Source organism: Streptomyces sp. HD (genome assembly GCF_028369295.1).
Classification (GTDB): domain Bacteria; phylum Actinomycetota; class Actinomycetes; order Streptomycetales; family Streptomycetaceae; genus Streptomyces.
In genome coordinates this window covers 1-25,977 of the sequence record NZ_JAQMYP010000050.1, presented here as the reverse complement: position 1 = coordinate 25,977, position 25,977 = coordinate 1, and the positions used below count along the sequence as shown (strand labels likewise).

20 protein-coding genes are annotated in these 25,977 nt (G+C 71.2%); 7 read left to right on the top strand and 13 right to left on the bottom strand.

The window, feature by feature from the left end; genetic code table 11:
- Positions 1-42 precede the first annotated feature (42 nt).
- Positions 43-2,712: a tetratricopeptide repeat protein gene (locus tag POF73_RS35905; RefSeq protein ID WP_272123333.1), complete on the bottom strand. Its 2,670-nt coding sequence runs from the start codon at positions 2,710-2,712 to the stop codon at positions 43-45.
- An 88-nt stretch (positions 2,713-2,800) separates the two neighbouring features.
- Here POF73_RS35905 and POF73_RS35900 point away from each other — a divergent pair, with 88 nt between their 5' ends.
- Complete coding sequence (locus POF73_RS35900; RefSeq protein ID WP_272123332.1) at positions 2,801-3,316, top strand: DUF2165 domain-containing protein; 516 nt, start codon at positions 2,801-2,803, stop codon at positions 3,314-3,316.
- 6 nt (positions 3,317-3,322) lie between these two features.
- On the opposite strand, the gene POF73_RS35895 is transcribed toward POF73_RS35900, so the two are convergent.
- The 3 genes from POF73_RS35895 to POF73_RS35885 all read right to left on the bottom strand — a co-directional run bounded on the left by POF73_RS35895 (position 3,323) and on the right by POF73_RS35885 (position 7,974).
- Entirely contained in the window at positions 3,323-4,513 is a 1,191-nt protein-coding gene (locus POF73_RS35895) for a DUF418 domain-containing protein (protein WP_272123331.1), read from the bottom strand.
- Positions 4,514-4,624: 111 nt separating this feature from the next.
- Positions 4,625-5,176: a hypothetical protein gene (locus POF73_RS35890; RefSeq protein WP_272123330.1), complete on the bottom strand. Its 552-nt coding sequence runs from the start codon at positions 5,174-5,176 to the stop codon at positions 4,625-4,627.
- A 137-nt stretch (positions 5,177-5,313) separates the two neighbouring features.
- Positions 5,314-7,974 carry a bifunctional FO biosynthesis protein CofGH gene (locus POF73_RS35885; RefSeq protein ID WP_272123329.1) on the bottom strand — a complete coding sequence of 887 codons (2,661 nt, stop codon included), beginning with the start codon at positions 7,972-7,974 and terminating at the stop codon, positions 5,314-5,316.
- Positions 7,975-8,176: 202 nt separating this feature from the next.
- Between POF73_RS35885 and POF73_RS35880 the strand changes: the two genes are divergently transcribed.
- Positions 8,177-9,193 carry an alpha/beta fold hydrolase gene (locus POF73_RS35880; protein WP_272123328.1) on the top strand — a complete coding sequence of 339 codons (1,017 nt, stop codon included), beginning with the start codon at positions 8,177-8,179 and terminating at the stop codon, positions 9,191-9,193.
- Between the two features lie 142 nt (positions 9,194-9,335).
- Here the strand turns inward: POF73_RS35880 and POF73_RS35875 are convergent, their stop codons facing one another.
- A complete protein-coding gene (locus tag POF73_RS35875; protein ID WP_272123327.1) occupies positions 9,336-10,916 on the bottom strand; it encodes a CehA/McbA family metallohydrolase in 1,581 nt (526 codons plus the stop codon).
- A 211-nt stretch (positions 10,917-11,127) separates the two neighbouring features.
- Between POF73_RS35875 and POF73_RS35870 the strand changes: the two genes are divergently transcribed.
- Positions 11,128-11,976: an LLM class F420-dependent oxidoreductase gene (locus tag POF73_RS35870; protein WP_272123326.1), complete on the top strand. Its 849-nt coding sequence runs from the start codon at positions 11,128-11,130 to the stop codon at positions 11,974-11,976.
- Positions 11,977-11,998: 22 nt separating this feature from the next.
- Here the strand turns inward: POF73_RS35870 and POF73_RS35865 are convergent, their stop codons facing one another.
- Both POF73_RS35865 and POF73_RS35860 read right to left on the bottom strand, forming a co-directional pair.
- Entirely contained in the window at positions 11,999-12,139 is a 141-nt protein-coding gene (locus POF73_RS35865) for a hypothetical protein (RefSeq protein WP_272123324.1), read from the bottom strand.
- Positions 12,136-12,963 (bottom strand): endonuclease/exonuclease/phosphatase family protein, encoded by an 828-nt coding sequence (locus tag POF73_RS35860; protein WP_272123388.1) that lies wholly within the window; start codon positions 12,961-12,963, stop codon positions 12,136-12,138. The genes POF73_RS35865 and POF73_RS35860 overlap by 4 nt, the downstream gene beginning before the upstream one ends.
- Positions 12,964-13,063: 100 nt before the next feature.
- Between POF73_RS35860 and POF73_RS35855 the strand changes: the two genes are divergently transcribed.
- A complete protein-coding gene (locus POF73_RS35855; RefSeq protein ID WP_272123322.1) occupies positions 13,064-13,459 on the top strand; it encodes a nitroreductase family deazaflavin-dependent oxidoreductase in 396 nt (131 codons plus the stop codon).
- A gap of 158 nt (positions 13,460-13,617) precedes the next feature.
- Here the strand turns inward: POF73_RS35855 and POF73_RS35850 are convergent, their stop codons facing one another.
- From POF73_RS35850 to POF73_RS35830, 5 genes are all read right to left on the bottom strand, one after another.
- Entirely contained in the window at positions 13,618-14,490 is an 873-nt protein-coding gene (locus POF73_RS35850) for an alpha/beta fold hydrolase (protein WP_272123320.1), read from the bottom strand.
- A gap of 92 nt (positions 14,491-14,582) precedes the next feature.
- Positions 14,583-16,049: an aldehyde dehydrogenase family protein gene (locus tag POF73_RS35845; protein WP_443049691.1), complete on the bottom strand. Its 1,467-nt coding sequence runs from the start codon at positions 16,047-16,049 to the stop codon at positions 14,583-14,585.
- Between the two features lie 2 nt (positions 16,050-16,051).
- On the bottom strand, positions 16,052-17,782 hold the full coding sequence (locus POF73_RS35840) for an N-acyl-D-amino-acid deacylase family protein (RefSeq protein ID WP_272123317.1): 1,731 nt from the start codon (positions 17,780-17,782) through the stop codon (positions 16,052-16,054).
- Between the two features lie 121 nt (positions 17,783-17,903).
- Positions 17,904-19,022, bottom strand: a complete 1,119-nt coding sequence (locus tag POF73_RS35835) for an LLM class flavin-dependent oxidoreductase (RefSeq protein WP_334313643.1) — start codon at positions 19,020-19,022, stop codon at positions 17,904-17,906.
- Between the two features lie 97 nt (positions 19,023-19,119).
- Positions 19,120-19,890: an SDR family NAD(P)-dependent oxidoreductase gene (locus tag POF73_RS35830; RefSeq protein ID WP_272123314.1), complete on the bottom strand. Its 771-nt coding sequence runs from the start codon at positions 19,888-19,890 to the stop codon at positions 19,120-19,122.
- A 166-nt stretch (positions 19,891-20,056) separates the two neighbouring features.
- Between POF73_RS35830 and POF73_RS35825 the strand changes: the two genes are divergently transcribed.
- Positions 20,057-20,776 carry a transglycosylase SLT domain-containing protein gene (locus POF73_RS35825; RefSeq protein ID WP_272123313.1) on the top strand — a complete coding sequence of 240 codons (720 nt, stop codon included), beginning with the start codon at positions 20,057-20,059 and terminating at the stop codon, positions 20,774-20,776.
- Positions 20,777-20,798: 22 nt separating this feature from the next.
- Here POF73_RS35825 and POF73_RS35820 read toward each other — a convergent pair whose 3' ends face one another.
- Positions 20,799-21,743 (bottom strand): TIGR03619 family F420-dependent LLM class oxidoreductase, encoded by a 945-nt coding sequence (locus POF73_RS35820; protein ID WP_272123312.1) that lies wholly within the window; start codon positions 21,741-21,743, stop codon positions 20,799-20,801.
- A gap of 256 nt (positions 21,744-21,999) precedes the next feature.
- Here POF73_RS35820 and POF73_RS35815 point away from each other — a divergent pair, with 256 nt between their 5' ends.
- Both POF73_RS35815 and POF73_RS35810 read left to right on the top strand, forming a co-directional pair.
- On the top strand, positions 22,000-24,828 hold the full coding sequence (locus POF73_RS35815; RefSeq protein ID WP_272123311.1) for a bifunctional glycosyltransferase/CDP-glycerol:glycerophosphate glycerophosphotransferase: 2,829 nt from the start codon (positions 22,000-22,002) through the stop codon (positions 24,826-24,828).
- The gene (locus POF73_RS35810; protein WP_272123309.1) at positions 24,828-25,931 is read left to right on the top strand and encodes a glycosyltransferase; all 1,104 of its coding nucleotides are present in this window, start codon (positions 24,828-24,830) and stop codon (positions 25,929-25,931) included. Before POF73_RS35815 ends, POF73_RS35810 begins: the two co-directional genes overlap by 1 nt.
- Positions 25,932-25,977: the final 46 nt, after the last annotated feature.

Genomic DNA, 25,977 nt, shown 5'->3' with positions numbered 1-25,977 from the left:
ATGTGGGTGAAGTGGGCGGAAGTGGTCAGCTATGAGCGTCCTTCACGAGGAGTTCACGCTGGACAGCCGGTCGGCCCGCTCCTCGTCGGCGGCGGCGCGGGCGGTGTCGCCGAGCCGGCGGTGGACGGCGGCCCGCTGCCGGAGCGCCCAGGGGTAGCCGGGGTTGAGGTCCAGGGCCCGGTCCAGGTCGGCGAGGGCCTCGTCGTGGCGGCCGAGGTTGGCCAGACAGGCGCCGCGGCTGGCGTGGGCGGAGGCGTAGCGGGGGTCGAGGGCGAGGGCGCTGTCGTAGTCGGCCAGGGCGTCCTCGTCACGGCCCGCGCCACGGAGGGCGTCGCCGCGCTCGCAGCGGGCCCAGGCCCAGTCGGGGTGCAGGGCCAGCGCACGGTCGAGGTCGGCCAGCCGCAGGTCCTGCTCGCCGAGTTCGCGCCACACCCGGGCCCGGCGGATGAGAGCCCATCCGTAGTCCGGGTCGAGTTCGAGCGCCCGGTCGAGGTCCGCGAGGGCGGTGTCGAAGTCGCCGCGGGCGATGTGGACGGCGCCCCTGGAGGCCCGGGCGAACCGGTGCGCCGGGTCCAGCTCCACGGCCCGGTCCAGGTCCCGCAGCGCCGAGGCGCGGTCGCGCAGGACGCGGTGGTACTCGCCCCGCACGGCCAGGATCCGGGCGTCGTCCGGGGTCAGCCGCAGGGCCAGGTTCAGATCCGCGACCGCCGCCCGATGCTCGCCCCGCATGCCCCGGGCCAGTGCGCGTCCCCGGGCGACCCGCGCCACCGCCTCGGGGGCCAGCGCGACGCTCCAGCCGTGCTCGGTATGCCGGTTCGGGGACGCGTCGGCGCGCTGCGGCACCCGGCCGCCCGGGGCACCGGGTGATGTCCCGCCCGCCGGGCTCGTCGCGCCGCCGCCCGACTCACCGATCTCCGCAGGGCCGCCCGAGCCGCCCCTGCCTCTCCCCGCCGCCCCGCCCGCCGGCCGCCGGTTCCCCGACACCACCCCACCCCTGCCGCTTGCGAGAGCTCCCCGACCGGCCGCCCCACTTCCCCGGCCGACCGCGCCTCCGCCGATCCCGGTCCCCTGCACCCCGGCGGAAGGCCCTCTGTCGTACCCCGCCCAGCGCAGCAGCAACCCGAGGGCGGACGCCGTACCGCCGTCCGCCAGCGCTCCCGACAATTTCCGCCCCCACTGGGCCACGGGCTCGGCATCGGCGTCCTGCCCCGCGTCCACCAGGACTCTCGCCCAGCGCCCGGCGACGGACTCGCCCTGGTCGCAGGCGTCGGCGAACTCTGCCAGCACGGCGGACAGTGCCCGCCGCTCTCCCGCGCACAGCAGGTGATAGGACTCCGACAGCCGCAGCTCCCGCCATGTCTCGTCGGCCCACAGCTCCTCGGCGTCCCGTCCCGCCTCGGCCCCGGTCCGCCAGTCCCGGTACGCCGACGCCAGCCGCAGCTGCCGTTCCGCCCAGGTCTGCGGCGACTCGCTCCGCTGCAGACGCAGCATCGGTGCCCGTACGACGTCGTGGTACTGGATCCGGCCGCCTCGCTCTCCGACGAACGGCATGCCGCGCAGCCACCCGTACAGCGCGTCCGACTCCTCCTCGGCGCAGTCCACGACCGCCCGGAACACGTCCGCGTTCAGCCGCCGGGGCAGTGCGCAGGCCAGCGCGATCGCCTGCCGCGCCCGGTCCGGCACCCGCTTCAGGAACCACTCCACGGCCGTCGCGCTCGGATCCCCCAGTTCCGCCGGGTCGGCGGGTGCGTTCTCCGCGAGCAGCGACACCAGCACCGGGAGGCCGCCGGTGAGCCGCAGCACCTCTTCGACGACCGGCTCGGTCAGCACCCCCTTCTCCGCCAGCAGGCCCCGCGTCTCCGCCTCCGTGAACGGGCCCAGGTGCACATCCCTCATGAAGTCGGCGAGGGCGCTCCAGCGGGCGGCGTCGAGGGGGAGCTGCCCGGCCGTCACCACGACGACGGTGGCCGGCAGCGGGCCGTACCGGTCGGTGGTCATCACGTCGTACAGCCAGTCGTCGAGAACCGCGCCGGTCCGTTCGTACCCGTCGAAGAAGAGGACCGTCCAGGGCTTGGCGGACGCGGCCTCCGACAACTCGTCCAGCAGCACCGGAGTGAGCACGCTCTCAGGGGCGAGTACCAGCTGCACGTCCTCGTGACTGCCGAAGCGCGCGCTGAGCCCGGCCCGTAACCGGTCGGCTCCCCGGGCGAGTTGACCGGCATCCAGCGCTGCGGCGAAGGCCCCGACGCCCGGCACCATGCCCAGCCCGACCAGGCCGGCCCGCGCCACCGCCGTGCTGCCCGCGGACGGGCCCTCCGGCTCCGGCTCCAGCGCTGCCATCAAGGTCGCCTCGGCCTCGTGCCGGCACTCCCGGAATCTGACGAGCAGCCGCTCCAGCCTCTTGAACCGCTGTCCCCGGGCGGCGAATTGGCGACAGATCACTTCCATCGCCTCCGGCACGCTCCCCGCGTTCTCGTCGACGTACGCCGTCAACGCCCCGCTCTCCCGGGCGATGTGCTCCAGTTCCCGGACGAGGTAGGACTTCCCGACACCCGCGTTCCCGTGCACGTGGAACAGGAACCGATGCCGCTCGTCCTCGGGTGGAACGTCGAGGTTCGCCCGGAAGGCGGCGCGCTCGTCGCCACGGCCGACGAAGCGGGCACGCTTGCGCCGCGCGAGCAGTTCCTGCACCGACAGCTTCGGCTCCGCCACCGAGGGTCCTCTCGATCGGCTCTCCTATGCCGTTCATTCTGGCTCAATGGCTATGGAACGGCCCCCTCCGCCAGGGAAGATGACCACCATGCCAACCACACCCCCACGCAGCGCACTCCATCTCGCCGCCACTCTCCTCACCGCGACCGCCGCCCTCTACATCGCTCTCGTCGCCTTCGGGAACATCACCGACTTCGGTACGAACCAGCAGTTCGTGCGGCATGTCCTGGCGATGGACACGACGTTCAAGGACGACGACCTGATGTGGAGAGCCGTCACCAGCAAGGGACTTCAGGACGCGGCGTACGTCGCGATCATCGCCTGGGAGACGGTCGCGGCCCTCGTCCTCATATACGGCACCTGGCTCTGGTTCCGCCGCGACGACGCCCGTGCCCGTCGCTTCTCGACGTACGGTCTGCTGATGCTCATGCTGCTGTTCGGCGCCGGGTTCATCGCGATCGGCGGTGAGTGGTTCTCCATGTGGCAGTCCGGGGACTGGAACGGGCTGGACGCGGCGACGCGGGTGTTCCTGTTCAGCGGGCTCGTGCTGGTCGTCAACCATCTGCCGTTCGGGCAGGGGCGGCAGCAGACCGACGCCGTCTGACGTGTCTCAGTGACGCAGGGCCCACTTCTGGACCGATTCCAGGGGCCCTGCCGAGAACCGCCGCAGCCACAGCGTGGAGCCCACCATCAGCACCGCGCAGACCGTGACCCAGAGACCCACGACCCACCAGGGGCCGGTGTCGCCGAGCCGCTCGGCGAGGCCCAGTCCTATGCCGTACGACACCAGCACGCACAGCACGTTCTGGAGGACGTAGCCGGACAGGGCGGTCCGGCCCACGGAGGTCAGGCCGGTCAGCAGCGGGCCCGGCCTCCGCACCCGGTCCACCACGGCACCGATCAGCCCGATGTACCCGAGGGCCAGCAGCGGGGCGGTGCCGTAGCGGGCCAGGAGGAAGAGGTCCGGGCCGCCCAGTGCCGCCGCGACGTTGAGCGGCAGGCCGAGGCCCAGGCCCCACGCCAGCAGACGGGACCGGATCCGGCGGGCCTTCTCGTCCGTACCGAACGTGCCCGCCCGGAACAGCCGGACGCCCAGCAGGAAGAGAAAGACCAGGAGGAAGAAGGTGAGCACGGGCTCCATGCGCAGCGCGATCGCGTTCTCCAGGCGGAACGTGATCTGGTCCAGGTAGCTGCCGTGCGCGTACAGGTCCACGACCTCGCGGGAGACGGTGCCGCCGCCGTCGCTGCCGTCACCGGTGCCGGCTGTCGCGACGGTCAGCAGGCCGATGAAGGTCAGATGCAGGCCGGCCGCCCACCACATCACCCGCCGCTGTGCCCGTTCCGAGCGGGTCAGCAGCCAGGCGACGAGGAGTGCGGTGACCGCGTACCCCATCAGTACGTCCCAGGCGAAGACCAGGACGAAGTGGACGGTGCCCTCGCCGAACAGGAACAGCGCCCGCCACCGGTAGCGTCCCGGCCACGGCTGCCCGCGGCGCGCCGCCGAGGCGTACTGGATGGCCAGCCCGACCCCGAACAGGATCGTCAGCAGCGACAGGAACTTGCCGTTCGCCAGCACGCTGAACGCGCCCTGGACGACGTCCCCGAGCGACCCGGACGACAGCTCGCTCGAAGTGGACTGCAGGGCTCCCCACTCGGCGCCCGGGCCGGTGAAGAGCCATACGTTGGTCATGAGCGTGCCCAGGATGGCCGCCCCGCGCAGTACGTCGAGGAGGGGGAGCCGGCGTCCCGTGGGCGAGGTGGACTCCAGTGTCTGCGGGGCTCGCGCGTCCGTGTGCGTCATGCGTTCATCGTCCCGGCGGCGACGGCCCGGATCGTCGTGAGCAGTGCCGAACCTGCCGTACACAAAAGGATGCAGCCGACGGCGGCAGCCCGTCCGCCCTGAGAGGGACGGCTACTTGACGACGACGACCTTCGTGCCGCTCTCCCCGAACGTCCACAGCGCCGCCCCGTCGGCCGCGCGCATCCGGACCCCGCCGGTCTGCTTGCCCGCGGCGGGCGGGGGCGAGGAGCCGTCGACGGCGTTGGAGAAGGCGATGGAGATGCCGGACTTCGCGGCGAAGTAGACGATGTTCTCGATCTCGACGCCGTCCGAGCCGGTGGTCGATTCGTTGCGCGAGGACACCGTGTAGCTGCCGAGGTCCGGGGCCACGGTGCCCGGCCAGACGGCGAAGGTACGGCGCGCCGCGTCGCTCGCGTCGACCAGCCACACCCGCTTCTGCCCGAGGGAGTACACGATCCGGCGTCCCGTGCCCGAGCCGTCCGGCACGGTGGCGGGCGACGCGGACTTCGACGGGGCGGGGCTCGCGCCCGGTGACGCCGACGCGCTCGGCCGGGCCGCCGCGGCCGTCGGGTGCGGCCCCTTGTCGGCCTGCACGGCGAGAACGGTGACGGCGGCTATCGCTCCCACCGTCAGACCGGTCACCCAGACCTTGGGAGCAGGCACGGGCACGCATCTCCTCGGCTACGAGATCTACGGAACGCCATGGACAGCCATGGAACGCCATGGATGGCTACGGAACGCCATGGAACCCCTCCATCGGGGGTCGGATCATCGTACCGACCCCCGTGGAGCGGTCCTGCTCAGTCCGGCACTCGGTCCGGCACTCGGTCCAGCACCGGCAACAGCTCCGGCAGATGCCCGTCCGACGCCGTCGCCGCCCGCTGCCGTTCCTCCGACACCTCCCCGTACAGGGTCGTGCGGGGCTTCGCCGGGCGTCCGGCCGCCTCGGCGACGGCCACCAGGTCGCGCACCGACTTGTAGGAGCCGTACGACGAACCCGCCATCCGCGAGATCGTCTCCTCCATCAGGGTGCCGCCCAGGTCGTTCGCCCCCGAGCGGAGCATCTCCGCCGCGCCCTCCGCGCCCAGCTTCACCCAGCTGGTCTGGATGTTGGGGATGTGCGGGTGGAGGAGCAGCCGGGCCATCGCCGTCACCGCCCTGTTGTCGCGGGTCGTCGGGCCGGGGCGGGCGATGCCCGCCAGGTACACGGGCGCGTTGGTGTGGATGAACGGAAGGGTGACGAACTCCGTGAAGCCGCCGGTGCGCTGCTGGATGCCGGCCAGGGTGCGCAGGTGGCCGAGCCAGTGGCGGGGCTGGTCGACGTGGCCGTACATCATCGTCGACGAGGAGCGGATGCCGAGTTCGTGGGCCGTCGTGATCACCTCGATCCACGTCGCCGCCGGCAGCTTGCCCTTGGTCAGGACCCAGCGGACCTCGTCGTCGAGGATCTCGGCGGCGGTGCCGGGGATGGAGTCCAGGCCCGCCTCCTTCGCCGCCGTGAGCCATTCGCGGATGGACAGGCCGGTGCGGGTGGCGCCGTTCACCACCTCCATGGGTGAGAAGGCGTGGACGTGCATGCCGGGGACGCGGGCCTTCACCGCCCGCGCGATGTCGAAGTACGCCGTTCCCGGCAGATCCGGGTGGATGCCGCCCTGCATGCAGACCTCCACCGCGCCCACGTCCCAGGCCTGCTGGGCGCGGTCGGCGACCTGGTCCAGGGAGAGGGTGTAGGCGTCGGCGTCCGTGCGGCGCTGCGCGAAGGCGCAGAAGCGGCAGCCCGTGTAGCAGACGTTGGTGAAGTTGATGTTGCGGGTGACGATGTACGTCACGTCGTCGCCGACCGCCGATTTACGGACATCGTCGGCGACGCGGGTGAGCGCGTCCAGCGCCGGGCCGTCCGCGTGCAGCAGCGCCAGCGCCTCGTCGTCGGTCAGCCGGGTCGGGTCGTCGGCGGCGACCCGCAGGGCCTGGCGGACGTCCGTGTCGATGCGCTCCGGCGCCATGCCGGGGACGGCGGCCTCGCGCAGGGCGCCCCAGTCGCCGTACACCTCGTCGAAGTCGTCGCGGCGGTCGGACGTACGGCCCTCGGTGTCGATGGTGGTGTGCAGGTCGGTGCGGCCGGAGGAGACGAACGCCTCTTCCGGCTCCTGCCAGGGAAGCCCTTCCGGAAGGGCTCCTGGGCGCGCCAGCCCCGTCTCCGGGTTGGCGAGCGCCCCCACGTGCGGGCGCAGCCGCGGGTCCAGCCAGGGCTCGCCGCGCTGGACGAACTCCGGGTAGACACAGAGGCGTTCACGCAGCTCGAACCCGGCCGCCGCCGAACGCTCGGTGAGCTCCTCGATCTGCGGCCAGGGGCGCTCGGGGTTCACGTGGTCGATGGTCAGCGGGGAGACACCGCCCCAGTCGTCGATGCCGGCCGTGATCAGCCGCTCGTACTCGCTGTCGACCAGATTCGGCGGGGCCTGGATGTTGGCGGCGGGCCCGAGGATGTGCCGGGCGACGGCGACCGTGGCGACGAGTTCGTCGAGTTCCGCGTCCGGCATGCCGCGCATCGCGGTGTCCGGCTTGGCGCGGAAGTTCTGGATGATCAGTTCCTGGATGCTGTGGTACGACCGTGAGACGCGGCGGAGCGCGAAGAGGGACTCGGCCCGCTCCTCGTACGTCTCACCGATCCCGATCAGGATCCCGGACGTGAAGGGGACGGAGGACCGGCCCGCGTCCTCCAGAACGCGCAGGCGGACGGCGGGTTCCTTGTCCGGGGAGCCGTGGTGCGGGCCGCCGGGCTCGGACCACAGGCGGGTCGCGGTCGTCTCCAGCATCATGCCCATCGACGGGGCCACGGGCTTGAGGCGCTGGAAGTCGGTCCAGGTCATGACGCCCGGGTTGAGGTGGGGCAGCAGGCCGGTCTCCTCCAGGATGCGGATGGAGATGGCGCGGACGTAGGCGATGGTGTCGTCGTAGCCGTGCGCGTCGAGCCACTCCCGCGCCTCGGGCCACCGGTCCTCCGGCTTGTCGCCGAGGGTGATGAGGGCTTCCTTGCAGCCGAGGGCCGCGCCCTTGCGGGCGATGTCGAGGACCTCGTCCGGGGACATGAACATCCCGTGCCCGGCGCGGCGCAGCTTGCCGGGCACGGTGACGAAGGTGCAGTAGTGGCACTTGTCCCGGCACAGCCGGGTGAGGGGGATGAACACGCTCTTCGAGTACGTGATGACGCCGGGCCGGCCGGCGGCTTCGAGGCCGGCGTCCCGCACCCGGCCGGCGGACGCGGCGAGGTCGTCGAGTGCCTCGCCGCGGGCCTGGAGCAGTACGGCCGCCTCGGAGACGTCGAGCGCGACGCCGTCCCGGGCGCGTTTGAGGGCGCGACGCAGGGAGTTCTCGGTCGGGCCGGTGGCGCCGGGGCGCTGGGTGGGGCGCTCGGTGGGGCCAGGTGTCGAGCCGGTTCCGGAGGTCGCGGAAGTCGTCATCCTTCGAGCATACGAGCGAGCTGATCAGTGCAATTGGGCACCGCCCGATTCAGGCGAACTGTGCTGGAGCGCTGTGGTTGACGCCTGCCCGTTCCGAGGGCTTGCCGGATCGGCAAACGAAGTCGTGTTCTCGGCAGGGGGTTCCGCATGATCGGTGTTGAGCCCACGGAAGCAGTGGAGCAGGGTTCCTGGAGGAGGGTGCATGGTGCAGCACGTCGCGGAGATCACACATCGGCTGGTCCCCTCGCCCGGGGGCCGGATCCATCTCGTCGAGCAGGGAACCGGGCCGCTGGTGCTGCTCGTACACGGCTTCCCGGAATCCTGGTACTCCTGGCGCCACCAGCTGCCGGTACTCGCGGCGGCCGGATACCGCGCGGTCGCCATCGACGTCCGCGGCTACGGACGCTCCTCCAGGCCGGCCGCGACGGACGCGTACCGGATGCTCGACCTGGTGGAGGACAACGTCGCGGTGGTGCACGCACTCGGCGAGGAGACCGCGGTGGTCGTCGGCCACGACTGGGGCGCCGCCATCGCCGCGAACTCCGCCCTGCTCAGGCCGGAGATCTTCCGGGCCGTGGGCCTGCTGAGCGTGCCCTACACGCCGCGGGGCGGACCGCGCCCCGGCGACGTCCTCGCTCGGATGGGCGGGGAAGGGTCCGGCAGCGGAGAGAGGGAGTCCGGCGGAGGCGAGGAGTTCTACGTCTCCTACTTCCAGGAGCCGGGCCGTGCCGAGGCCGAGATCGAACCCGATGTACGTGGCTGGCTCGCGGGCTTCTACGCGGCCCTGTCCGCCGACACCATGCCCGAACCCGGCGCTCCCGACCCGCACTTCGTCGGCCGGGCCGGCACCTTGCGTGACCGGTTCCCCGTCGGCCGGCTGCCCGGCTGGCTCGGCGAGCGGGACCTCGACGTCTACGCCGGGGAGTTCGAACGGACCGGTCTGACCGGAGCGCTCAACCGCTACCGGAACATGGACCGCGACTGGGAGGACCTCGCCCCCTTCGACGCCGCACCCATCGCCCAGCCGTCCCTGTTCATCGGCGGCACCCTGGACGCGTCCACGACGTGGCTGGCCGACGCGATCAAGGCGTACCCGGTCACACTGCCGGGCCTGGTCTCCTCCCACCTTCTCGACGGCTGCGGCCACTGGATCCAGCAGGAACGCCCGGCCGAGGTCAACCGGCTCCTGACCGACTGGCTCGCCGCGCTGCCCGACTGACGCGCCGGCACGCCGCTCACCGACGGACGGGCGCCACCGGGGCCGGGGCGAATTGGCCGAGCCGGCCGGGTCACGGTTTTGAGGTCCGGCCGGCAGGAGTCGTTCAGCGAACCCAGAGGGGGCGTCATCCGGTACGCCCGTGCTACGAACGCCCCAGGAAGATCGGGTTCGTGAACGCCGCCAACGCCCCCGGCAGCGGCCCCACCGCCGTCTCGTGCCGCAACTCCGCCCGTACGTAAGCCGCGTACGCGGGCGTCGTGTGCCACTCCACGACGCCGGAACCGGACACCGGCAGGGGTGCGCTCGTCAGTAGGACGCCCTGGTCCGTCACGAAGCGGACCGTGCAGCGGGGGGCACCCGATGCCTCCAGGCGGACCGTCACCGGGGTGTCGCGGTCGACCTTCAGGCGTTCGCCGATGCCCGCCTGTTCGCCGCGGGCGCCCGATGCCGTGAAGGTGAGGGAGACGTTCTTGGACTCGGCGATGTAGGAGCGGCCCGCCCGGATGCCCTCCTGGATGGCCTCGCGGGTGAGGGCGTCGGCGAGGACCACCGTCTGGGGGGAGCCGACCGGGTCGGGGCTGCGGTGGGCGTCGCTGTTGCCCATCGCCGGGATCCAGTCGCGGCCGTTCTCGCGCACCGACGCGACCAGCATGCTGTCCCAGTCGGCGAGGGCCATCTCGTCGTCCGGCGTCCACGGGCCGTTCCAGACCTCGACCGCGTCCGCCTCGTTGAAGCCGAACTTCCAGTTGCAGCCGACGCAGGTGGCGTGCGGGTGGGCGGGCACGACGAGGCCGCCGGCGCGGCGGATCTGGCGGGCGAACCTGCCGAAGCGGTTGTCGCGGGCGCGGTAGCGCCAGTCGATGAACGTCCCCGGCTCGATACCGAGGGCCACGACGTGGCCGTTGCGGGTCGTGATCTCCTCACCCAGCATCACCAGCAGGTCGTCGCCGGCCACGTCGGCCCAGTGCGCGTGCGCCGAGTGCGTGTTGTGCTCGGAGCTGTTGATGAAGTCCAGGCCGGCCTCGCGGGCGAGGGCCGCGATCTCGGCGGGGGTGCGGCGGCCGTCGGAGAACCAGGAATGGAGGTGGCAGTCGCCGCGGTACCAGGCGCGGCCCCGCCCCTTCGCCCGCTCCGGCGGGTACGTCGGCTCCACGGCCTCGCAGGGCTCGCCGTACGTCAGCGTGATCGTGATCTCGTACGGCAGTCCCTGCGGCGCCACCGTGTAGGGGCCGAGCGCGATGTGCCAGGTGCCCTCCCGGACCGGGCCCGGGAGGTACCCCGGCGTCGCCTCGTCCGCCCGGATGAAGAACTCCGTGCGCGCCCCGCCCGACCAGCCCCTGAAGCCACGGCCGCCGAGCTCGGTGCCGTGCTGGTCGAAGATGCCGATGTCGAGGGCGTTGCCCGGGGTGCCGGCCGGGACGGACGGCTTCTCGTAGGAGTAGGAGACCTTGATCTCCCGTACGCCGGACGGTACTTCGACCGGCAGATACACGAAGTCGGGGGACCCGGGCGGCAGCGTGCCCCGCACCGTGCGGGTCTCCGCGTCCTGGGTGTCGTCGGCGCCTTGAGCGAAGGTCACGCTTCCCAACGTAAGCGCGGCGGCGGCTCCCGTCACGAACAGTGCGCGTCTGCCCAGGCCCGCGTGGCCGGCATGGTCCGCGTGGGCGGCGTCGTCCGCGTGGGCGGCGTCGTCCGCGTGGCTCGCGTGATTGTCCTCGCACATGCTGCTGCTCCCCGGGGCGTCGTGAGTGACATGGCGTGGGTGGTGCAGTGGTGGTGCGTGCAACTCTGGTATTGAGCCGTGAACTTCCGGGCAAGGGAAGGGAATCGGCAGCCAATCGGCAGCTGTCGTACGTCCCGGCGACCCTCCGCGAGCAATCTGTGCCGACCGGTCGGTATCGACATCGTGACGTCCAGGCGGTACAGATGCAGACATGCGCATCTCCGTCACGATCTTCCTCACTGACGAGACCATCACCCCGATCCGGCTCGCCCGTGAGCTGGAGCAGCGCGGGTTCGCCGGGCTGTATCTGCCCGAGCACACCCACATCCCCGTCGAGCGGACCACGCCGTACCCGGCCGGTGGCGAGCTGCCACCCGAGTACGGCCGTACCCTCGATCCCTTCATCGCCCTCGGCCAGGCCGCCGCCGTCACCGAACGGCTGGGGCTCGGCACCGGCATCACCCTGGTCGCCCAGCACGACCCGATCGACCTGGCCAAGCAGATCGCGACCCTGGACCACCTGTCCGGCGGGCGCTTCACCCTCGGGCTCGGCTTCGGCTGGAACGTGGAGGAGGCCGCCGATCACGGCGTCGAGTGGCGCACACGGCGCGAGCTCGTCCGGGACCGGATGGCCCTGATGCGGGCCCTGTGGGCGGAGGAACCGACCGCGTACAAAGGGGAGTTCGGGTCGGTCCGGCCCAGTTTCGCCTACCCCAAGCCCGTACAGAAGCCACGTGGGCCGAGGGTCAACGGCCCTCGTACGCTCATCGGCGGGGCCGCCGGGCCGAAGCTGTTCGCGCACATCAGTGAGTACGCCGACGGGTGGCTGCCGATCGGTGGACGCGGGCTGTCCGAAAGCCTTCCCCGGCTGCGGGCCGTCTGGGCCGACGCCGGGCGCGACCCACAGTCCCTCCAGGTCGTGCCGTACGCCGTGTACCCCAACCCCGGCAAGCTCGCGCACTACGCGGAGTTGGGGATCGAGGAGGTCGTGGTGCAGTTGCCGCCGGCGGGAGAGGCGGAGGTTCTGGGGGCGTTGGACGAGTACGCGCAGTTCTTGTGAGCCCGGCCCGCGCGGGCGACACCTACATCGCCGAGTCCACGAACGTCTCCAGACCGGCTACGGCCGTCACGGCCTCACGGGAGCCGAGCGTGGTGGTTCCCTGGTGGGCGGCCACGGTGAAGAGGTGGGGGCGAGGCGCATCCCCGCCCGGCCCGGCCGTCACCGCACCGCCCCGTCCCCCAGCTCGGCCACCACCGCCGCATGATCCGACGGCCAGGTGCCGTCGACCGGGCCGTCGCCCGCGCGGTGTACGGCGCGTACGTGGCCCAGGCCGCCCGTGCCGGGCGGTCCCACGTGGATGTAGTCGATGCGGACGCTCGGCTCCAGCCCGGCCGCGACGTACGGGTTCTCGCGGTCCCAGGTGACCGAGGGGGCGGACGGGTCGGCGTACTGCCAGGCGTCGAAGAAGACCTGGCCGGGCACGACCGGGGCGGTGCGGTAGCCGCCGAAGAGACGGATCTCGTCGGAGTCGGGCCAGGCGTTGAAGTCGCCGGTGACGACCGTCGGGAAGGGGGTGTCGCCCCGGTTCTCGGCGATGAACTCGGCGAGTGCGGTGACCTGGCGGCAGCGTACGGCCGAGGCGTGCAGGGCGGAGGTGAGGTGGGTGGTGAAGAAGGCGATGTCGTAGGAGGGGGTGGCCAGGCGGGCGAAGAGGGCGAGGCGGCCGTCGTCCACGTCGGGGGGTGCGGGGAGGCGCAAGGTGCGCTGGGCGACAACCGGCCAGCGGCTCAGTACGGCGTTCCCGATGTCGGCCGAGGAGTCGCCGATGCGCCGGCGCCAGCGCTCGGGGGCGGGCGAGGGGGCCCAGGTCCAGTGCATGCCGAGCTCGGCGGCCAGCCACTCGGCCTGGTTCTCACCGCCGGCCGCCCACACTTCCTGCAGGCCCACCACATCGGGGCGCAGGTCGCGCAGCTCGGCCAGGATGGCCTTCTGCCGGGCCTCCCAGGGCCCGAACCGCCACCAGAGGTTCCAGGTCACGACCCGCATCCGCAGCCACCCGCTCTCGTCCTGCCGCGTCGGGGACCATTGAAGCAACAGTTCGACCGTCGCGCCCCGACACTCCGCAGGAGACAGGAGATCCACCGGCATGTCCCGCCTCGCCGAGCTCAGGTTCCGAGCCACCACCGGCTTCCAGCGCCACATCGGCAATCCGGTGCTGCGCCGCCTTCCCCTCCAGACGGTCCTGGAGACCACGGGCCGCGTCTCCGGACAGCCCCGCCAGACACCCGTGGGCGGCCGCCGGGTCGGTGACGCCTTCTGGCTGGTCTCGGAGTTCGGCGACAAGTCGCAGTACGTCCGCAACATCAAGGCCGATCCGCGGGTGCGGGTACGGATCAAGGGGCGGTGGCACACCGGCACGGCCCACCTGCTGCCCGACGACGACCCGGTGGCACGGTTGCGCGGTCTGCCCCGCCTCAACAGCGCCGGCGTCAAAGCGCTCGGGACGAATCTGCTCACGGTGCGGGTGGACCTGGACAGCTGAGCTCACGGCTCACAGCTCGGCCTACGGCTCACGGCTCACGGCTCACGGCCACGGCCACGACCCACGGCCCACGGCCCACGGCTGTCAGCTGAGCGCCGGGAAGCGGGGGCATGGACGGTCGGCGACCCGACCTCACGCCTCCCGGTGGCGACCCGACCTCATGGCTCCCGAGCAAGCAGCCGCTCAAGCGCGGCGGTGACTTCCGTCGGGCGCTCGTCCATCACCCAGTGCCCGGCGTCGTCGAGCATCGTCAGTTCGGCGGGCGGGATCCGTTCGGCGAGTTCGGCGGCGATCGCGGGGCGCAGATAGGCGTCCGCCCGGCCCCAGACGACCGCGGTCGGGCAGGAGATCTCGCCGAGCCGCCGACGCAGTTCGGGGCGGGCGGTGACGCGGTAGTCGCTGAAGAAGCGGACCAGCCAGTGGCGCCCCTCCCCCGTGTCCATCCAGCCGATGTAGGTGTCCAGGAGTTCGGCGTCGACATGGCCGTGGCGAACCAGCGGGGCGAACGACCGGCGGTGCAGGGCGACGAGGGGCAGCCGTGCCATCAGCGCCCGGAGCACGGGGGTCCGCGCGGCCAGGGTGCACAGGCCGAAGGCGAGGTACCAGCGGGGCACGAAGGAGGACTGGGCGCGGCTGTTGAGGATCGCCAGTCGGCGGACGCGGTCGGGGTGGGTCTGGGCGAAACCCAGCGAGAGAAAGCCGCCGTAGTCGTGGCCGAAGAGGTTGACGGAGTCGATGGCCAGCGCGTCCAGGAGCCGGCCGATGCGCGCCGTCTCGGTGTCGTAGTCGAAGCGCAGGTGCACGGGCCGCTCGGAGCGACCCCAGCCCAGGAGGTCCGGTGCGATCACCCGGTGCTCTCGCGCCAGCGCCGGGAACTGGTGACGCCAGCAGCGGTGACTCGCGGGATAGCCGTGCAGGAGCAGTACCGGCTCACCGTCGGACGGCCCCGATTCCCAGTAGGCCATCCTGGCGCCGTCCACCACGACCGACCTGCCACGGATCTCCTGCGGACCGGGGCCCTTCGTGCTCATCGTCCAGCCGTCCCTCTCACGTCGTGCCGCCCTCCCGGGTCCGGGAGGACTTCACGGAGGTACAACGACGCCCGGGATGTTCCCGAACGCCCTCACCCCGGCCACACGATCGCCTGCACCTCGCTGTACGCATGCAGGGCGTACGACCCCACGTCCCGCCCCACCCCGCTCTTCTTGAACCCCCCGAACGGCGCCTCCATGTTGCGCCCGACGGTGTTGACCCCGACTCCGCCCGCCCGCAGCCGCCGCGCGATCCGGAAGGCGCGGGCGACGTCGCCGGACCAGACGTAGTCGATCAGGCCGTAGTCGGTGTCGTTGGCGAGGGCGATGCCCTCTTCCTCCTCGTCGAAGGGGATGACGGAGACGACCGGTCCGAAGATCTCCTCCCGGGCGACCCGCATGTCGTTGGTGCAGTCCGCGAGGAGGGTGGGGACGACGTAGAAGCCCTTCTCGTACGGCGGCCGTTCACCGCCCGCCACCACCACCGCGCCTTCCTTGCGGCCCGTCTCCACGTACGACTCCACCCGGTCCCGGTGCTCCGCCGAGATGACCGGCCCGACGACGGTGGACGCCTCGCGCGGATCTCCGACCCGCAACCGGCCCGCGTACGCCGCCAGTTGCTCGACCAGCCGCCCGTACACGCCCCGCTGGGCCAGCACCCGCGTCGGCGCCGTGCAGATCTGCCCGCTGTAGAAGGAGAACGTCGTCCCGATCCCGGCCACCGCCGACCCGATGTCCGCGTCGTCGAGGACGACCGCCGCGCCCTTCCCGCCGAGCTCCATCAGCTGGCGCTTCATGTCCCGCCCGCACACCTCGGCGATGCGCTGCCCGACGGCCGTGGAGCCGGTGAAGCTCACCATGTCGACGTCGGGGGAGGAGACTGCCGTCTCGCCGACCTCCGCCGCCCGGCCCGAGACGACGTTGACCACCCCGGCCGGCACGCCCGCCGCCTCCAGCGCCTCCGCCATCCGGTAGACGGACAGCGGGTCCTGCGGCGCCGGTTTCACGACCACGGTGTTGCCCATGGCCAGCGCGGGGGCGATCTTGCCCGCCGGGTTGGCCCACGGGTTGTTGTACGAAGTGATGCAGGTGACGACCCCGACCGGCTGGCGGACGGCCAGCGCGCCCATCACACCCGCCTTCCCCATCGGCCCGGCCTCGTTGATCTGCGGCGGGATCGCCCACTCGGCGGGCTCCACGCGCGCGTACCGCCGGAAACGAGCCGCCCCGACGCCCACCTGCATGCCCCGGGCCGTCCCCGTGGTCGCCCCGGTCTCGGCCTGGGCCAGTTCGGCGTACGGCACGAAACGCTCGCCGATGATCTCCGCCGTACGCGCCAGCAGCGCCGCCCGCTCCTCCGGCGCCGTGCGCGACCACGGCCCGAAGGCCTCGCGGGCCGCGGCGCAGGCCGCGTGCACCTGATCCCGCGAGGCCTCCGGAGCCCACCCGACGGTCTCCTCGTTCGCCGGGTCGACGACGGCGTAGTACCCGCCGTCCGGCTCCACCCACGAGCCCCCGACGAACAACCGCTGCCGATCAGGCCCCTCAGGGCCTCGCACGCTCACCTCGTGGCCACCGTCCTGGTGTCCCGCCCCGACCGCAGCACCCGCCCCGGTACGGCCCCGGTCACCACGTCGTCCCGGATCGCCTCGACTCCGTTGACCCAGACCGCCCGTACCCCGATCGCCCTGGAGTCCAGCCGAGGGCTGTCGCCCGGCAGGTCGTGCACCAGGGTGGCCGTACCGGCGTCGATCCGCTCCGGGTCGAAGAGCACCAGGTCGGCATGGAAGCCCTCCTGGATCCGGCCGCGCTCACGCAGCCCGAAGAGCCGGGCCGGGTCGTCCGTCAGCATCTTGACGGCCTGCTCCAGCGAGGCCAGCCTCCGCCCGCGCAGACAGTCCCCGAGGAACCGGGTGGTGTACGGCGCCCCGCACATCCGGTCCAGATGGGCCCCCGCGTCCGAGCCGCCCAGCATGACGTCCTCGTGCTGCCATGCCTCGGCGCGCATGCTCCAGGAGGCCGGGTCGTTGTCGGTGGGCATGGGCCACAGGACCGTACGGAGATCGTCGTTGGCACAGATCTCGACCAGGCACTGGAAGGGTTCCAGGCCCCGTTCCGCCGCGATGTCCTCGACCACCCGCCCGCTCAGCCCACGGTTCGCCTCGCTGTAGGTGTCCCCGATGACGTACCGCCCGAAGTTCGTCAGCCGCCGGAAGACACCGGCCTCCTTGGACGCGGCCTGCCGCAGCATCTCGGCCCGTACGTCGGGTTCCCGCAGCTTCGCGATCCGCTCCGGCACGGGCAGCGAGAGGACCGGCCCCCATCCGGGGATGAGGTTGAGCGCGCAGAAGGTACCCAGCGACATGTTCATCGGCGTGAGGATCGGCATGGTCAGCGCCACGACCCGGCCGCCCGCCTTGCGCGCCCGCTCACTGGCCAGCAGCTGCCTGGGCACCCGCTCGGGAACCGCCGAGTCGATGGTCAGCACGTTCCAGTTCAGGGGCCGCCCGGCGGCGGCGCTCATCTCCGCCAGCAACTCGATCTCGGCGTCACTGAACTGATCCAGACACCCCGCGACGATCGCCTCGATCTGCGTTCCCTCGTGCTCCCCGACCGCCTTGGACAGCGCGAGCAGCTCCGGCGCCTGCGCATGCCGGGACGCCACCGGCTTCCCGTCCCCGTCGGAGTGCGTGGACGACTGGGTGGTGGAGAACCCCCAGGCCCCGGCCGCCATGGCGTCATGCAACAGCCGCACCATCTCGGCGAGCTGAGCCTCGCTGGGCTGCCCCCCGACGGCCTCCGCCCCCATCACGTACCGCCGCAGCGCACAGTGCCCCACCATGAACCCGGCGTTGACGGCGACCCGCCCCTCAAGGGCATCGAGATACTCCCCGAAGGAACTCCAGCTCCACGGCGCCCCCTCTTCGAGCGACACCAACGACATCCCCTCGACCTTGGACATCATCCGCCGCGTGTAGTCGGCGTCCTCGGGCCGGGAAGGGTTGAGTGGCGCGAGCGTGAACCCACAGTTGCCGGCCGCGACGGTGGTGACACCATGGTTGAGGGAGGGGGTCGCGTACGGATCCCAGAACAGCTGGGCGTCGTAGTGGGTATGGGGATCCACGAACCCCGGGGCGAGGACGAGTCCGGTGGCGTCCTCGGTGGTCCTGGCCGATTCGGTGACGTTCCCGATGGCTGTGATACGACCGTCTCGTATTCCCACATCCGCGGTGTACGCGGGGGCACCCGTTCCGTCGACGACGGTCGCACCCGTGATGACGTGATCGAGCATGGGCCTTGCCTCCTTGAATGCCGGTGAGCTGGATGCCCTCAGGGGCGCGGGGCTGTGTCGATTTGCGGCTCCGCCGCGTGTGCGCGACCGGCCCCCACGAACCCGCAGCCGCCAACGACGATCAGGCACCCCTCCGGAACCGCGTGGTCCGATGCACAGGATCCGTATCGATCTTCGGAATCACGTGCTCCCCGATCAGCCGAATCGTCTGCAGCGTCTCCTCCTTCGGCACCCCCACCGGCAGCCCGAAACTCAACTGATCCGCCCCGGCCTGCTCCCACCGCTTGCACTGCCGGAACACCTCGTCCGGATCCCCGCAGATCAACAGCTCTTCCTCGATGAGGAGTTCGACGAACTCAGGGGTGTACTCGGGCAGCGTCTCGGGCCAGACGGGGAAGCCCTCGGGGCGGGGGAAGGTGTCGTGGTAGCGGAAGACCAGCGAGGGCAGGTAGTGCAGACCACCGCTGACGGCGATCTCTATCGCCTCCGCGTGCGTCGGCGCACAGATCGCCGTCGTCGTCACCATCACGTTGTCGTTGACGAAGTCCCCCACCGGCTCCGCGTCCACGACCGCCGTCTTGTACTGCTCCAGCACCCACTCCATGTCGGCGACCTTCTGCACACTGAAGCCCAGCACCCCGAGCCCCTTCTTCGCCGCCATGGCGTACGACGCCGGCGACCCGGCCGCGTACCACATCGCCGGATGCGACCTCCCGTACGGCTTCGGCAGGACCTTCCGCGGGGGCAGCTGCCAGTGCTTGCCCTGGAACCCGACGTACTCGTCCTGGAGCCACATCTTCGGGAACTCGGCGATCGTCTCTTCCCAGATCTCCTTGGTGTAGTTCATGTCGGTGATCCCCGGGAGGAACCCGAGGATCTCGTGCGACCCGGCGCCGCGTCCGCTGCCGAACTCGAAGCGCCCCTCGGAGAGATGGTCGAGCATGGCCACCTTCTCGGCGACCTTGACCGGGTGGTTGACCTGGGCGAGGGGGTTGAAGATCCCGGAGCCCAGATGGATCCGCTCGGTCGCGTGGGCCAGGTAGCCCAGGAAGACGTCGTTGGCGGAGAGGTGCGAGTACTCCTCCAGGAAGTGATGCTCGGACGCCCACGCGTACTTGAAGCCCGAGGCGTCTGCCTGGATGACGTACTCGGTCTCCTCCATCAGCGCCTTGTGTTCGGCGAGCGGGTCGGTCTCGGCGCGCTTGCCCACGTATCCCTGTACAAAGAGCCCGAATTCCAAGGAGGTTCACCGTCCCCGGTCCCGAAGATTTCTGACACACCGTCAGTTTCGATGACTGTGGCACCACCGGCATGGAGGGTCAATACCTGATGGTCAGTCAGATGACGCTGACTCCCGCCAGCCAGCCCCCGTCGATCACGAACGGCTGCCCGGTGATGTACGAGGAGTCGTCCGAGGACAGGAACAGCGCGAGCCGCGCCACCTCCTCCGGCCGCCCGATCCGCCCGAGCGGCACGAGCTTGCGGTAGAGCCCGTCCAGCGCCCGCGAGGTCTCCTCGGCATCCGCATCGGGATCCAGCAGCGAGGGGTTGGACATCGCGGTGTCGATGGCGCCGGGACACATGGCGTTGACCCGTATCCCACGGGGCGCCAGCTCCAGGGCCGCGACCCGGGTGAGGCCGAGGATGGCGTGCTTGGTGGCGGCGTACGTTCCCACGGCCGCCATGCCGGTCACCGCGGTGTACGAGGCCGTGTTGACGATCGTGCCGCCGTCGGCCATCTCCGGCGCCACCGTCTTGATGCCGAGGAAGCAGCCGACCTGGTTGACCTGCACGACCTGCATGAACTCGGCGAGGGGCGTGTCGACGAGGGAGTTGAAGCGCAGGATGCCGGCGTTGTTGACGAGCCCGTCGACCTGGCCGTACGCCTCCCGCGCGGCGGCGACGGCGGCCTGCCAGTCGCCCTCCCGGCCGACATCGAGATGGACGTATCGCGCGCCGATCTCCTCGGCGAGGGCCTCACCCTGTTCGTCGAGCACGTCGGCGACCATCACGCGCGCCCCCTCCGCGGCGAAGAGGCGCGCCTCCTGCTCCCCTTGCCCGCGCGCCGCCCCGGTGACGATGACGACCCGTCCGTCGAGCTTGCCCATTACGGCCCCCTTACACGGTGGACACGGTGGACTCCGCATCGTAGCGCCATACCTGACGCTCCGTCAGATAAAAGAGCCGAAGCCGATGCAGCCAATGAGGCCGCTCAACCGTTCTAATCTTGCGACGCTCAACCCTCTTGATCCGGCGAAGGTGAAAGGAAAACGTGTGAGCGGGAACTTAGTGCGGGGATTCGCGGTGGCCTCGGCCACCGCAGTCACCACGGTCGGCGCCGTCACGGGAGTCGCCCAGAGCAGCACCCACCAGTCGGCGGACGACACCGAGACGACGGCGAGCGACTCGACCCTCCTCGCGGACCTGCCCATGGGACAGCAGGCCCAGATACAGACGGCCTCCCTGACCCAGCAGGCCGACACCCAGGCCATCGCCGCGGACAACAGCGCGCGAAGAACCGCGGAGCAGACGGCCCGCAAGCAGGCCGCACAGGACGCGATCGCGAAGCAGAAGGCGGCTCAGCAGAAAGCGGACCAGCAGAAGGCCCTGCAGGAGGCCAAGGAGCGCCAGGAGGCACAGCAGAAGGCGGCCCGCTCGTCGACGGGCTCGGCCCCGATCAGCCTCGCGCCGCAGTCCTCGTACACCGCCGCCGACGCCAAGGCCATCGCGCGGCAGATGATGTCCAGCGATCAGTTCCAGTGCTTCAGCAACATCGTGGACCACGAGTCCGGCTGGAACTACAAGGCGGTCAACCCGAGTTCCGGTGCCTACGGTCTCGTACAGGCATACCCCGGCTCCAAGATGGCGTCCGCCGGAGCCGACTGGCAGACCAATCCGGCCACGCAGATCAAGTGGGGCCTGAACTACATGAACGACCGCTATGGCAGCCCCTGCGAAGCCTGGGCGTTCTGGCAGGCCAACGGCTCCTACTGAGCCGCCCCGGGTGGGGCCGCCCCTACAGCAGCGGCCCCACCTCCGCCCCGAACACCTCGATCTGATCGACCAGCTCGGCCCTCCCCCGGTTCCTGAACCGCACCTGGATCTGGTCCACCCCCATCGCGCGGTACGCCCGTAGCGACTCCGCCAGCTCCTCCGGCCGGCCGGTGAGGGTGCGGCGGCCGACTTCCCAGGCGGGTGTCCCGATGTAGAGGGGCTCGGTGATGGCACCGACCGTGAACGCCCCCTCGACCGCCGCGTCCTCCCTCAGCCGCCGTATCCGCGCGATCTGCTCGGGCAGCCGGTCGCGTGGATCGCCCTGCGGCAGCCAGCCGTCGCCCCTGAGTGCGGCCCTGCGCACGGCGGCCGGGGACGAGCCGCCGACCCAGAGCGGGACGTGCTGCTGGGCGGGCCGCGGGAGCTGGCCGAGGCCCTCGAAGTCGTAGAGCTTGCCGTGGTGCTCGGGGAACTCCTCGGGGCCGAGGGCGGCCCGCAGCGCGTCGATCGACTCGTCCAGCACGGGCCCGCGCCGCTCGAAGTCGACCCCCAGCGCCTCGAACTCCTCCCGCACGTGCCCGGCCCCGACCCCGAGGATCAGCCGGCCGCCACTGAGGTGATCGAGGGTGGCGTACTGCTTGGCGGTCAGCAGGGGATGCCGTAGTCCGACCACCGCGACATGGCTGAGCAGGCGTACCCGCTCGGTGGCCGCCGCGAGGAAGGCGAGCGTGGCCACGGGGTCGTACCAGATCGTGCTCATCGCGGAGGCCAGGCGGCGCGGGATGGCGACGTGGTCGCAGCAGGCGACGTAGGCGAAGCCGGCCCGGTCGGCGGCGCGGGCGACGGCCAGCAGGTCGTCGGGGCCGGCGGTGGCCTCCCAGGGTTCGGCGTAGATCGTGCTCTGGGACTGGACGGGAAGCTGGATGCCGTAGGCGAGTCGTCGCCCTTCCGGCGGCAGGGCGGGCATGGCGCCCCCTTCACTGGCGGTCCGGCGTGTCGAGTGACGTGGACTACATGGTCTTGCCTGACACACCGTCAGACAAGAGGTGGGACAGTGACGGGCCCCTCGCCCTCCGTACACATCCGGTGCCACCAGGTCCACGGAAGCAACCCCGCCGCCCTCCCGGGCATCTACCTCAGTGGACCCTCGGCGGCGTGATCGTCTTCAGGGGGTGTAAGTAGTGATGAATGGGGTGAATGTGGACGGGGATCAGCGACCCGCCATGTCCGTCGTCGTGATCGTCTACAACGACGAGGCCAGGCTGCCCACGGCCGTGCAATCGGTGCTGGAGCAGTCACTGCGCAGCGTCGAGGTCGTGATCGTCGACGACCACAGCACGGACGGCTCGTACGAGGTGGCCCGCCGGCTCGCCGCCGAGCACCCGGGCCGGGTGCGGGCGTACCAGCTGGCCGAGAACAGCGGCGGCTGCGGCGCGCCCCGCAACCACGGCATCCAGCAGACCCGCGGCGAGTACGTCCTCTTCCTCGACAGCGACGACGTCCTGCAGCGCGACGCCTGCCGCAACTTCCTGGAGGCGGCCGAGACCACCGGCGCCGACCTGGTCTCCGGCCTCACCGTGCGCGTCCACGTGGACTCGCGGCACCGCAAGGAGGTCAAGTGGTACCCGTGGCTGTACGCCCGTACCCGCACCCTGGAGTCGATAGCCGAGCTGCCTGACCTGCTGGTCTTCGACACCCTGTCGACCAACAAGTGCTACCGGCGGGAGTTGCTGGTCGACGGCGGCTTGGAGTTCCCGGTCGGCATCCACTACGAGGACCTGCTCTTCTCCGCGCAGGCGTACACGGCGGCCCGCCGCATCACGCTGATACCGAACCGGGTCTACGACTGGAACGTGGTCGAGAAGGCCGGTGCCAAGTCGATCAGCAACCGCCGGGCCGAGATCGCGAACTTCGCGCACCGGATGGAGATACACCGCCGGGTCGACGCGCTGCTCGCCGAGAAGGACATGGCGGAGCTGAAGTTCCGCAAGGACGTCAAGTTTCTCAAGCACGACCTGGTGCTGCACCTGCGCGACCTGCCCTTCCGGGACGCCGCCTACCGCCAGGAGTTCGCCGCCCTCGCCCGCACCTATCTGGCGTCGGTCGACCCGGCCGCGTACGACGAGGTCGAGCCGATCCACGCGGTCTGCGCGTATCTGCTGCGCGAGAGCGACTGGGACAACCTGCTGCCGGCCGTGGACACGCTCACCAACCGTGACAAGGTCTCCGCCCCGCTCACCGAGCGTGACGGGCGGGTCTACTGGTGTGCCGAGCACATCGACGAGGACCCCTTCGCGCGCCGGATCCTGGACGTCACCGAGCTCGGCTACCACACCCGGCCGGTCGGGAAGCTGTTCCCGCGCAACGAGCTCACGGAGTACCGGCAGGAGGGACAGGGCGGTGTCGTCCGGCTCGCGGGCCGGATCACCAACCCGCTCGGTGTGATCGCGCCCGGCGCCCGGCTCACCGCCGAGCTGGAGTTCTCCGCCCGCCGCAAGGGGCTGCGCCTGCAGACGTTCCGCTTCCCGGTGGCGACGGTGCGGCACGAGGGCCCGTATGTGTCCTGGGCGGCCTCGGCGAATCTGTCGAAGGGGCTGCGCCCGCTCGGCATCGTGGACGCCGTCTGGGACGTACGGCTCCACCTGGACGTCGACGGGGAGCGCACGACGACGCGCCTCACCGCCACCCGGCCCGGCCTCGCGACCGGCGAGGTGCCGGTGCGCCCGCGCCTGACCCGGCTGGTCGCCGACCGGGTCGAGCCGGAGATCTCCGCCCGCGGCCATCTGGCGTTCCGGCTCGTCCCCGGCAAGAAGGCGAACGACCTCGTCCTGCGCGGACTGCAGGGCACTCCCGGCCGGCTCGCCAAGGCCGGCTACCGCAAGGCGAAGGCACTGCGCAAGCGGGCCACCTCCGGCGAGACCAAGCTGCGCGTCTACCACGACGTCTATCTGCGGATGCCGGTGCAGAAGCGGCTGGTGGTCTTCGAGAGCCATCTGGGCCGGCAGTACAGCGACAGCCCCCGGGCGATCTACGAGGAGATGCGCCGCCAGGGTCTCGACTTCGAGGCGGTGTGGTCGTACACGGGCCGTCCGCAGGGCTTCCCCGCCGACGCCAAGCTGGTGCGCCGCTGGTCGCTGCCCTACCTGAAGGCGCTGGCCCGCGCCGAGTTCTGGATCGACAACCAGAGCTACCCGCTGAAGCTGACCAAGCGCCCCGGGACGACCTACATCCAGACCTGGCACGGCTCCGCGCTCAAGCGGATGGGCTTCGACGAGGCCGGCTGGAAGCTCAAGTCCCGCCCCGAGCAGGCGGAACAACAGCGCACCCTGGACCGTTTCGACCACTTCCTGATCCGCTCGGAGCACGACGTCCACACCCTCGCCAAGGCCTTCCGGCTGCGCGAGAAGACGCTGCTGCGGGTGGGCTACCCGCGCAACGACGAGCTGGTGGCGGCCCGGGAAGCAGCCGAACGCCCGCCGCTCGCCACCGAGCTGGGCATCCCGGCCGACAAGAAGGTGCTGCTGTATGCGCCCACCTTCCGGCAGCAGGGCGGGCGCCGTTTCGCGCTGCCCTTCGACGTGGACCGCTTCGCGGAGGAGTTCGGCGACGAGTACGTCCTCCTCGTCCGCGCGCACTACCTCAACCACGTGGTGCTGCCGCCGTCCGTACGGGGCCGTGTCATCGACGTGTCCGACCACCACGACGTGACGCCGCTCCTCGCGCTCGCCGACGCGCTGGTCACGGACTACTCGTCGGTGATGTTCGACTACGCCCTGCTGGACCGGCCGATGCTGTTCTTCCCGTACGACTACGAGGAGTACGTGCACGAGGGCCGCGGCACCTACTTCGACCTGCTGGAACGCGCACCGGGCCCGGTCGTGCGCACCGAGGACGAACTGCACTCCGTGCTGCGGGAGCAGTCGCTGGAGGAGCAGACCGTCAAGTACGCGTCGGCGCGGGAGCGGTTCGTGGCCGACTTCGGCGAGTACGACGAGGGCACGGCCGCGCAGCGCATCGTCGATGAGTTCTTCACCGACTGGAGGAAGGCATAGTGGCCGAAGGCACGACGGGACGGGACGTCTTCCTCGTCTCCAACAGCGTGGACGAACTGGGCGGTGTGACCAGCTGGTCCCACCAGATGGCCCGGCTCTTCACCGAGCGCGGCCACCGCGTCCACGTCATCGGCATCACCACCCCCGAGGACCCGCACGACCTCGGTGAACTCCCCTACCCGACGACCCGGTTGTACGCCGGGCAGCCCCCGGCCCCCGGCCGGGCGCGGGACGCGAGCATGCGGGAGAAGGCCGGCGTACTGACGAACCTGTTCCGCGCCGCGCGCCCGGGCGGGGTCGTGATCGTGACCCAGGTGTGGGCGATGGAGTGGGTGAACCTCGCCGACACCGGCGGGCTGACCGTCATCGGGATGAGCCACGAGTCCTTCGAGACCTCGAAGCGGTCCTCGCGCTTCAGGCGTGTCCTCAAGCACTACGCGGACGTCGACCGGATGCTCGTCCTCACCCGCGAGGACGCCGACCTGTGGATAGGCGCGGGCCTCAACAACGCCTCGTTCATGCCGAACGCCGTGCCCTGGCTGCCGGAGGAGACCTCGCCGCGCACTGAGAAGGCCGTCATCAGCATCGGCCGGCTCAGCGACGAGAAGGGCGTGGACATGCTCCTCGACACCTGGGCGGAGGTGGCTCCGCGCCACCCCGGCTGGGTGCTGAAGGTCTACGGCTCCGGGGAGGACGAGGAGCTCCTCAGGAAGCAGTGCACCGCCCTGGGGCTCGACGACTCCGTGCAGTGGATGGGCCGTACCAGCGATGTGCAGGGCGCCTTGCGGGGCGGCTCGGTGTTCGCGCTGTCCTCCAGGGGCGAGGGCTTCCCGCTCGCGCTCATGGAGGCCATGGCCATGGGCGTCCCCTGCACCGCCTTCGACTGCGCCCCCGGCGTCCACGAGATCATCCGGGACGGCGAGGACGGCCTGCTCGCCAGGCCCGGCAACACCGGCGAACTCGCCCGCAAGCTGGACCTGTTGATGTCCGACGCGGGGCTGCGCGACCGCATGGGTGACGCGGCGCGGGAGAGCATCCGCAGGTACGGGGCGGACGAGATCGCGGGGCGCTGGGAAGCGCTGTTCGGCTTCCTGGAGAGGTAGTGCTGTGGGGGGGGGGGGGGGGGGGGCCCCCCCCCCCCCCCCCCCC

Bases quoted from the DNA above. Each gene is read 5' to 3' on its own strand.
- POF73_RS35880 (WP_272123328.1), top strand. From the start codon at position 8,177: ATGGTGCAGCACGTCGCGGAGATCACACATCGGCTGGTCCCCTCGCCC.
- POF73_RS35900 (WP_272123332.1), top strand. From the start codon at position 2,801: ATGCCAACCACACCCCCACGCAGCGCACTCCATCTCGCCGCCACTCTC.
- POF73_RS35870 (WP_272123326.1), top strand. From the start codon at position 11,128: ATGCGCATCTCCGTCACGATCTTCCTCACTGACGAGACCATCACCCCG.
- POF73_RS35830 (WP_272123314.1), bottom strand. From the start codon at position 19,890: ATGGGCAAGCTCGACGGACGGGTCGTCATCGTCACCGGGGCGGCGCGC.
- POF73_RS35875 (WP_272123327.1), bottom strand. From the start codon at position 10,916: ATGTGCGAGGACAATCACGCGAGCCACGCGGACGACGCCGCCCACGCG.
- POF73_RS35860 (WP_272123388.1), bottom strand. From the start codon at position 12,963: ATGCGGGTCGTGACCTGGAACCTCTGGTGGCGGTTCGGGCCCTGGGAG.
- POF73_RS35855 (WP_272123322.1), top strand. From the start codon at position 13,064: ATGTCCCGCCTCGCCGAGCTCAGGTTCCGAGCCACCACCGGCTTCCAG.
- POF73_RS35850 (WP_272123320.1), bottom strand. From the start codon at position 14,490: ATGAGCACGAAGGGCCCCGGTCCGCAGGAGATCCGTGGCAGGTCGGTC.
- POF73_RS35840 (WP_272123317.1), bottom strand. From the start codon at position 17,782: ATGCTCGATCACGTCATCACGGGTGCGACCGTCGTCGACGGAACGGGT.
- POF73_RS35895 (WP_272123331.1), bottom strand. From the start codon at position 4,513: ATGACGCACACGGACGCGCGAGCCCCGCAGACACTGGAGTCCACCTCG.
- POF73_RS35885 (WP_272123329.1), bottom strand. From the start codon at position 7,974: ATGACGACTTCCGCGACCTCCGGAACCGGCTCGACACCTGGCCCCACC.
- POF73_RS35820 (WP_272123312.1), bottom strand. From the start codon at position 21,743: ATGCCCGCCCTGCCGCCGGAAGGGCGACGACTCGCCTACGGCATCCAG.
- POF73_RS35815 (WP_272123311.1), top strand. From the start codon at position 22,000: ATGTCCGTCGTCGTGATCGTCTACAACGACGAGGCCAGGCTGCCCACG.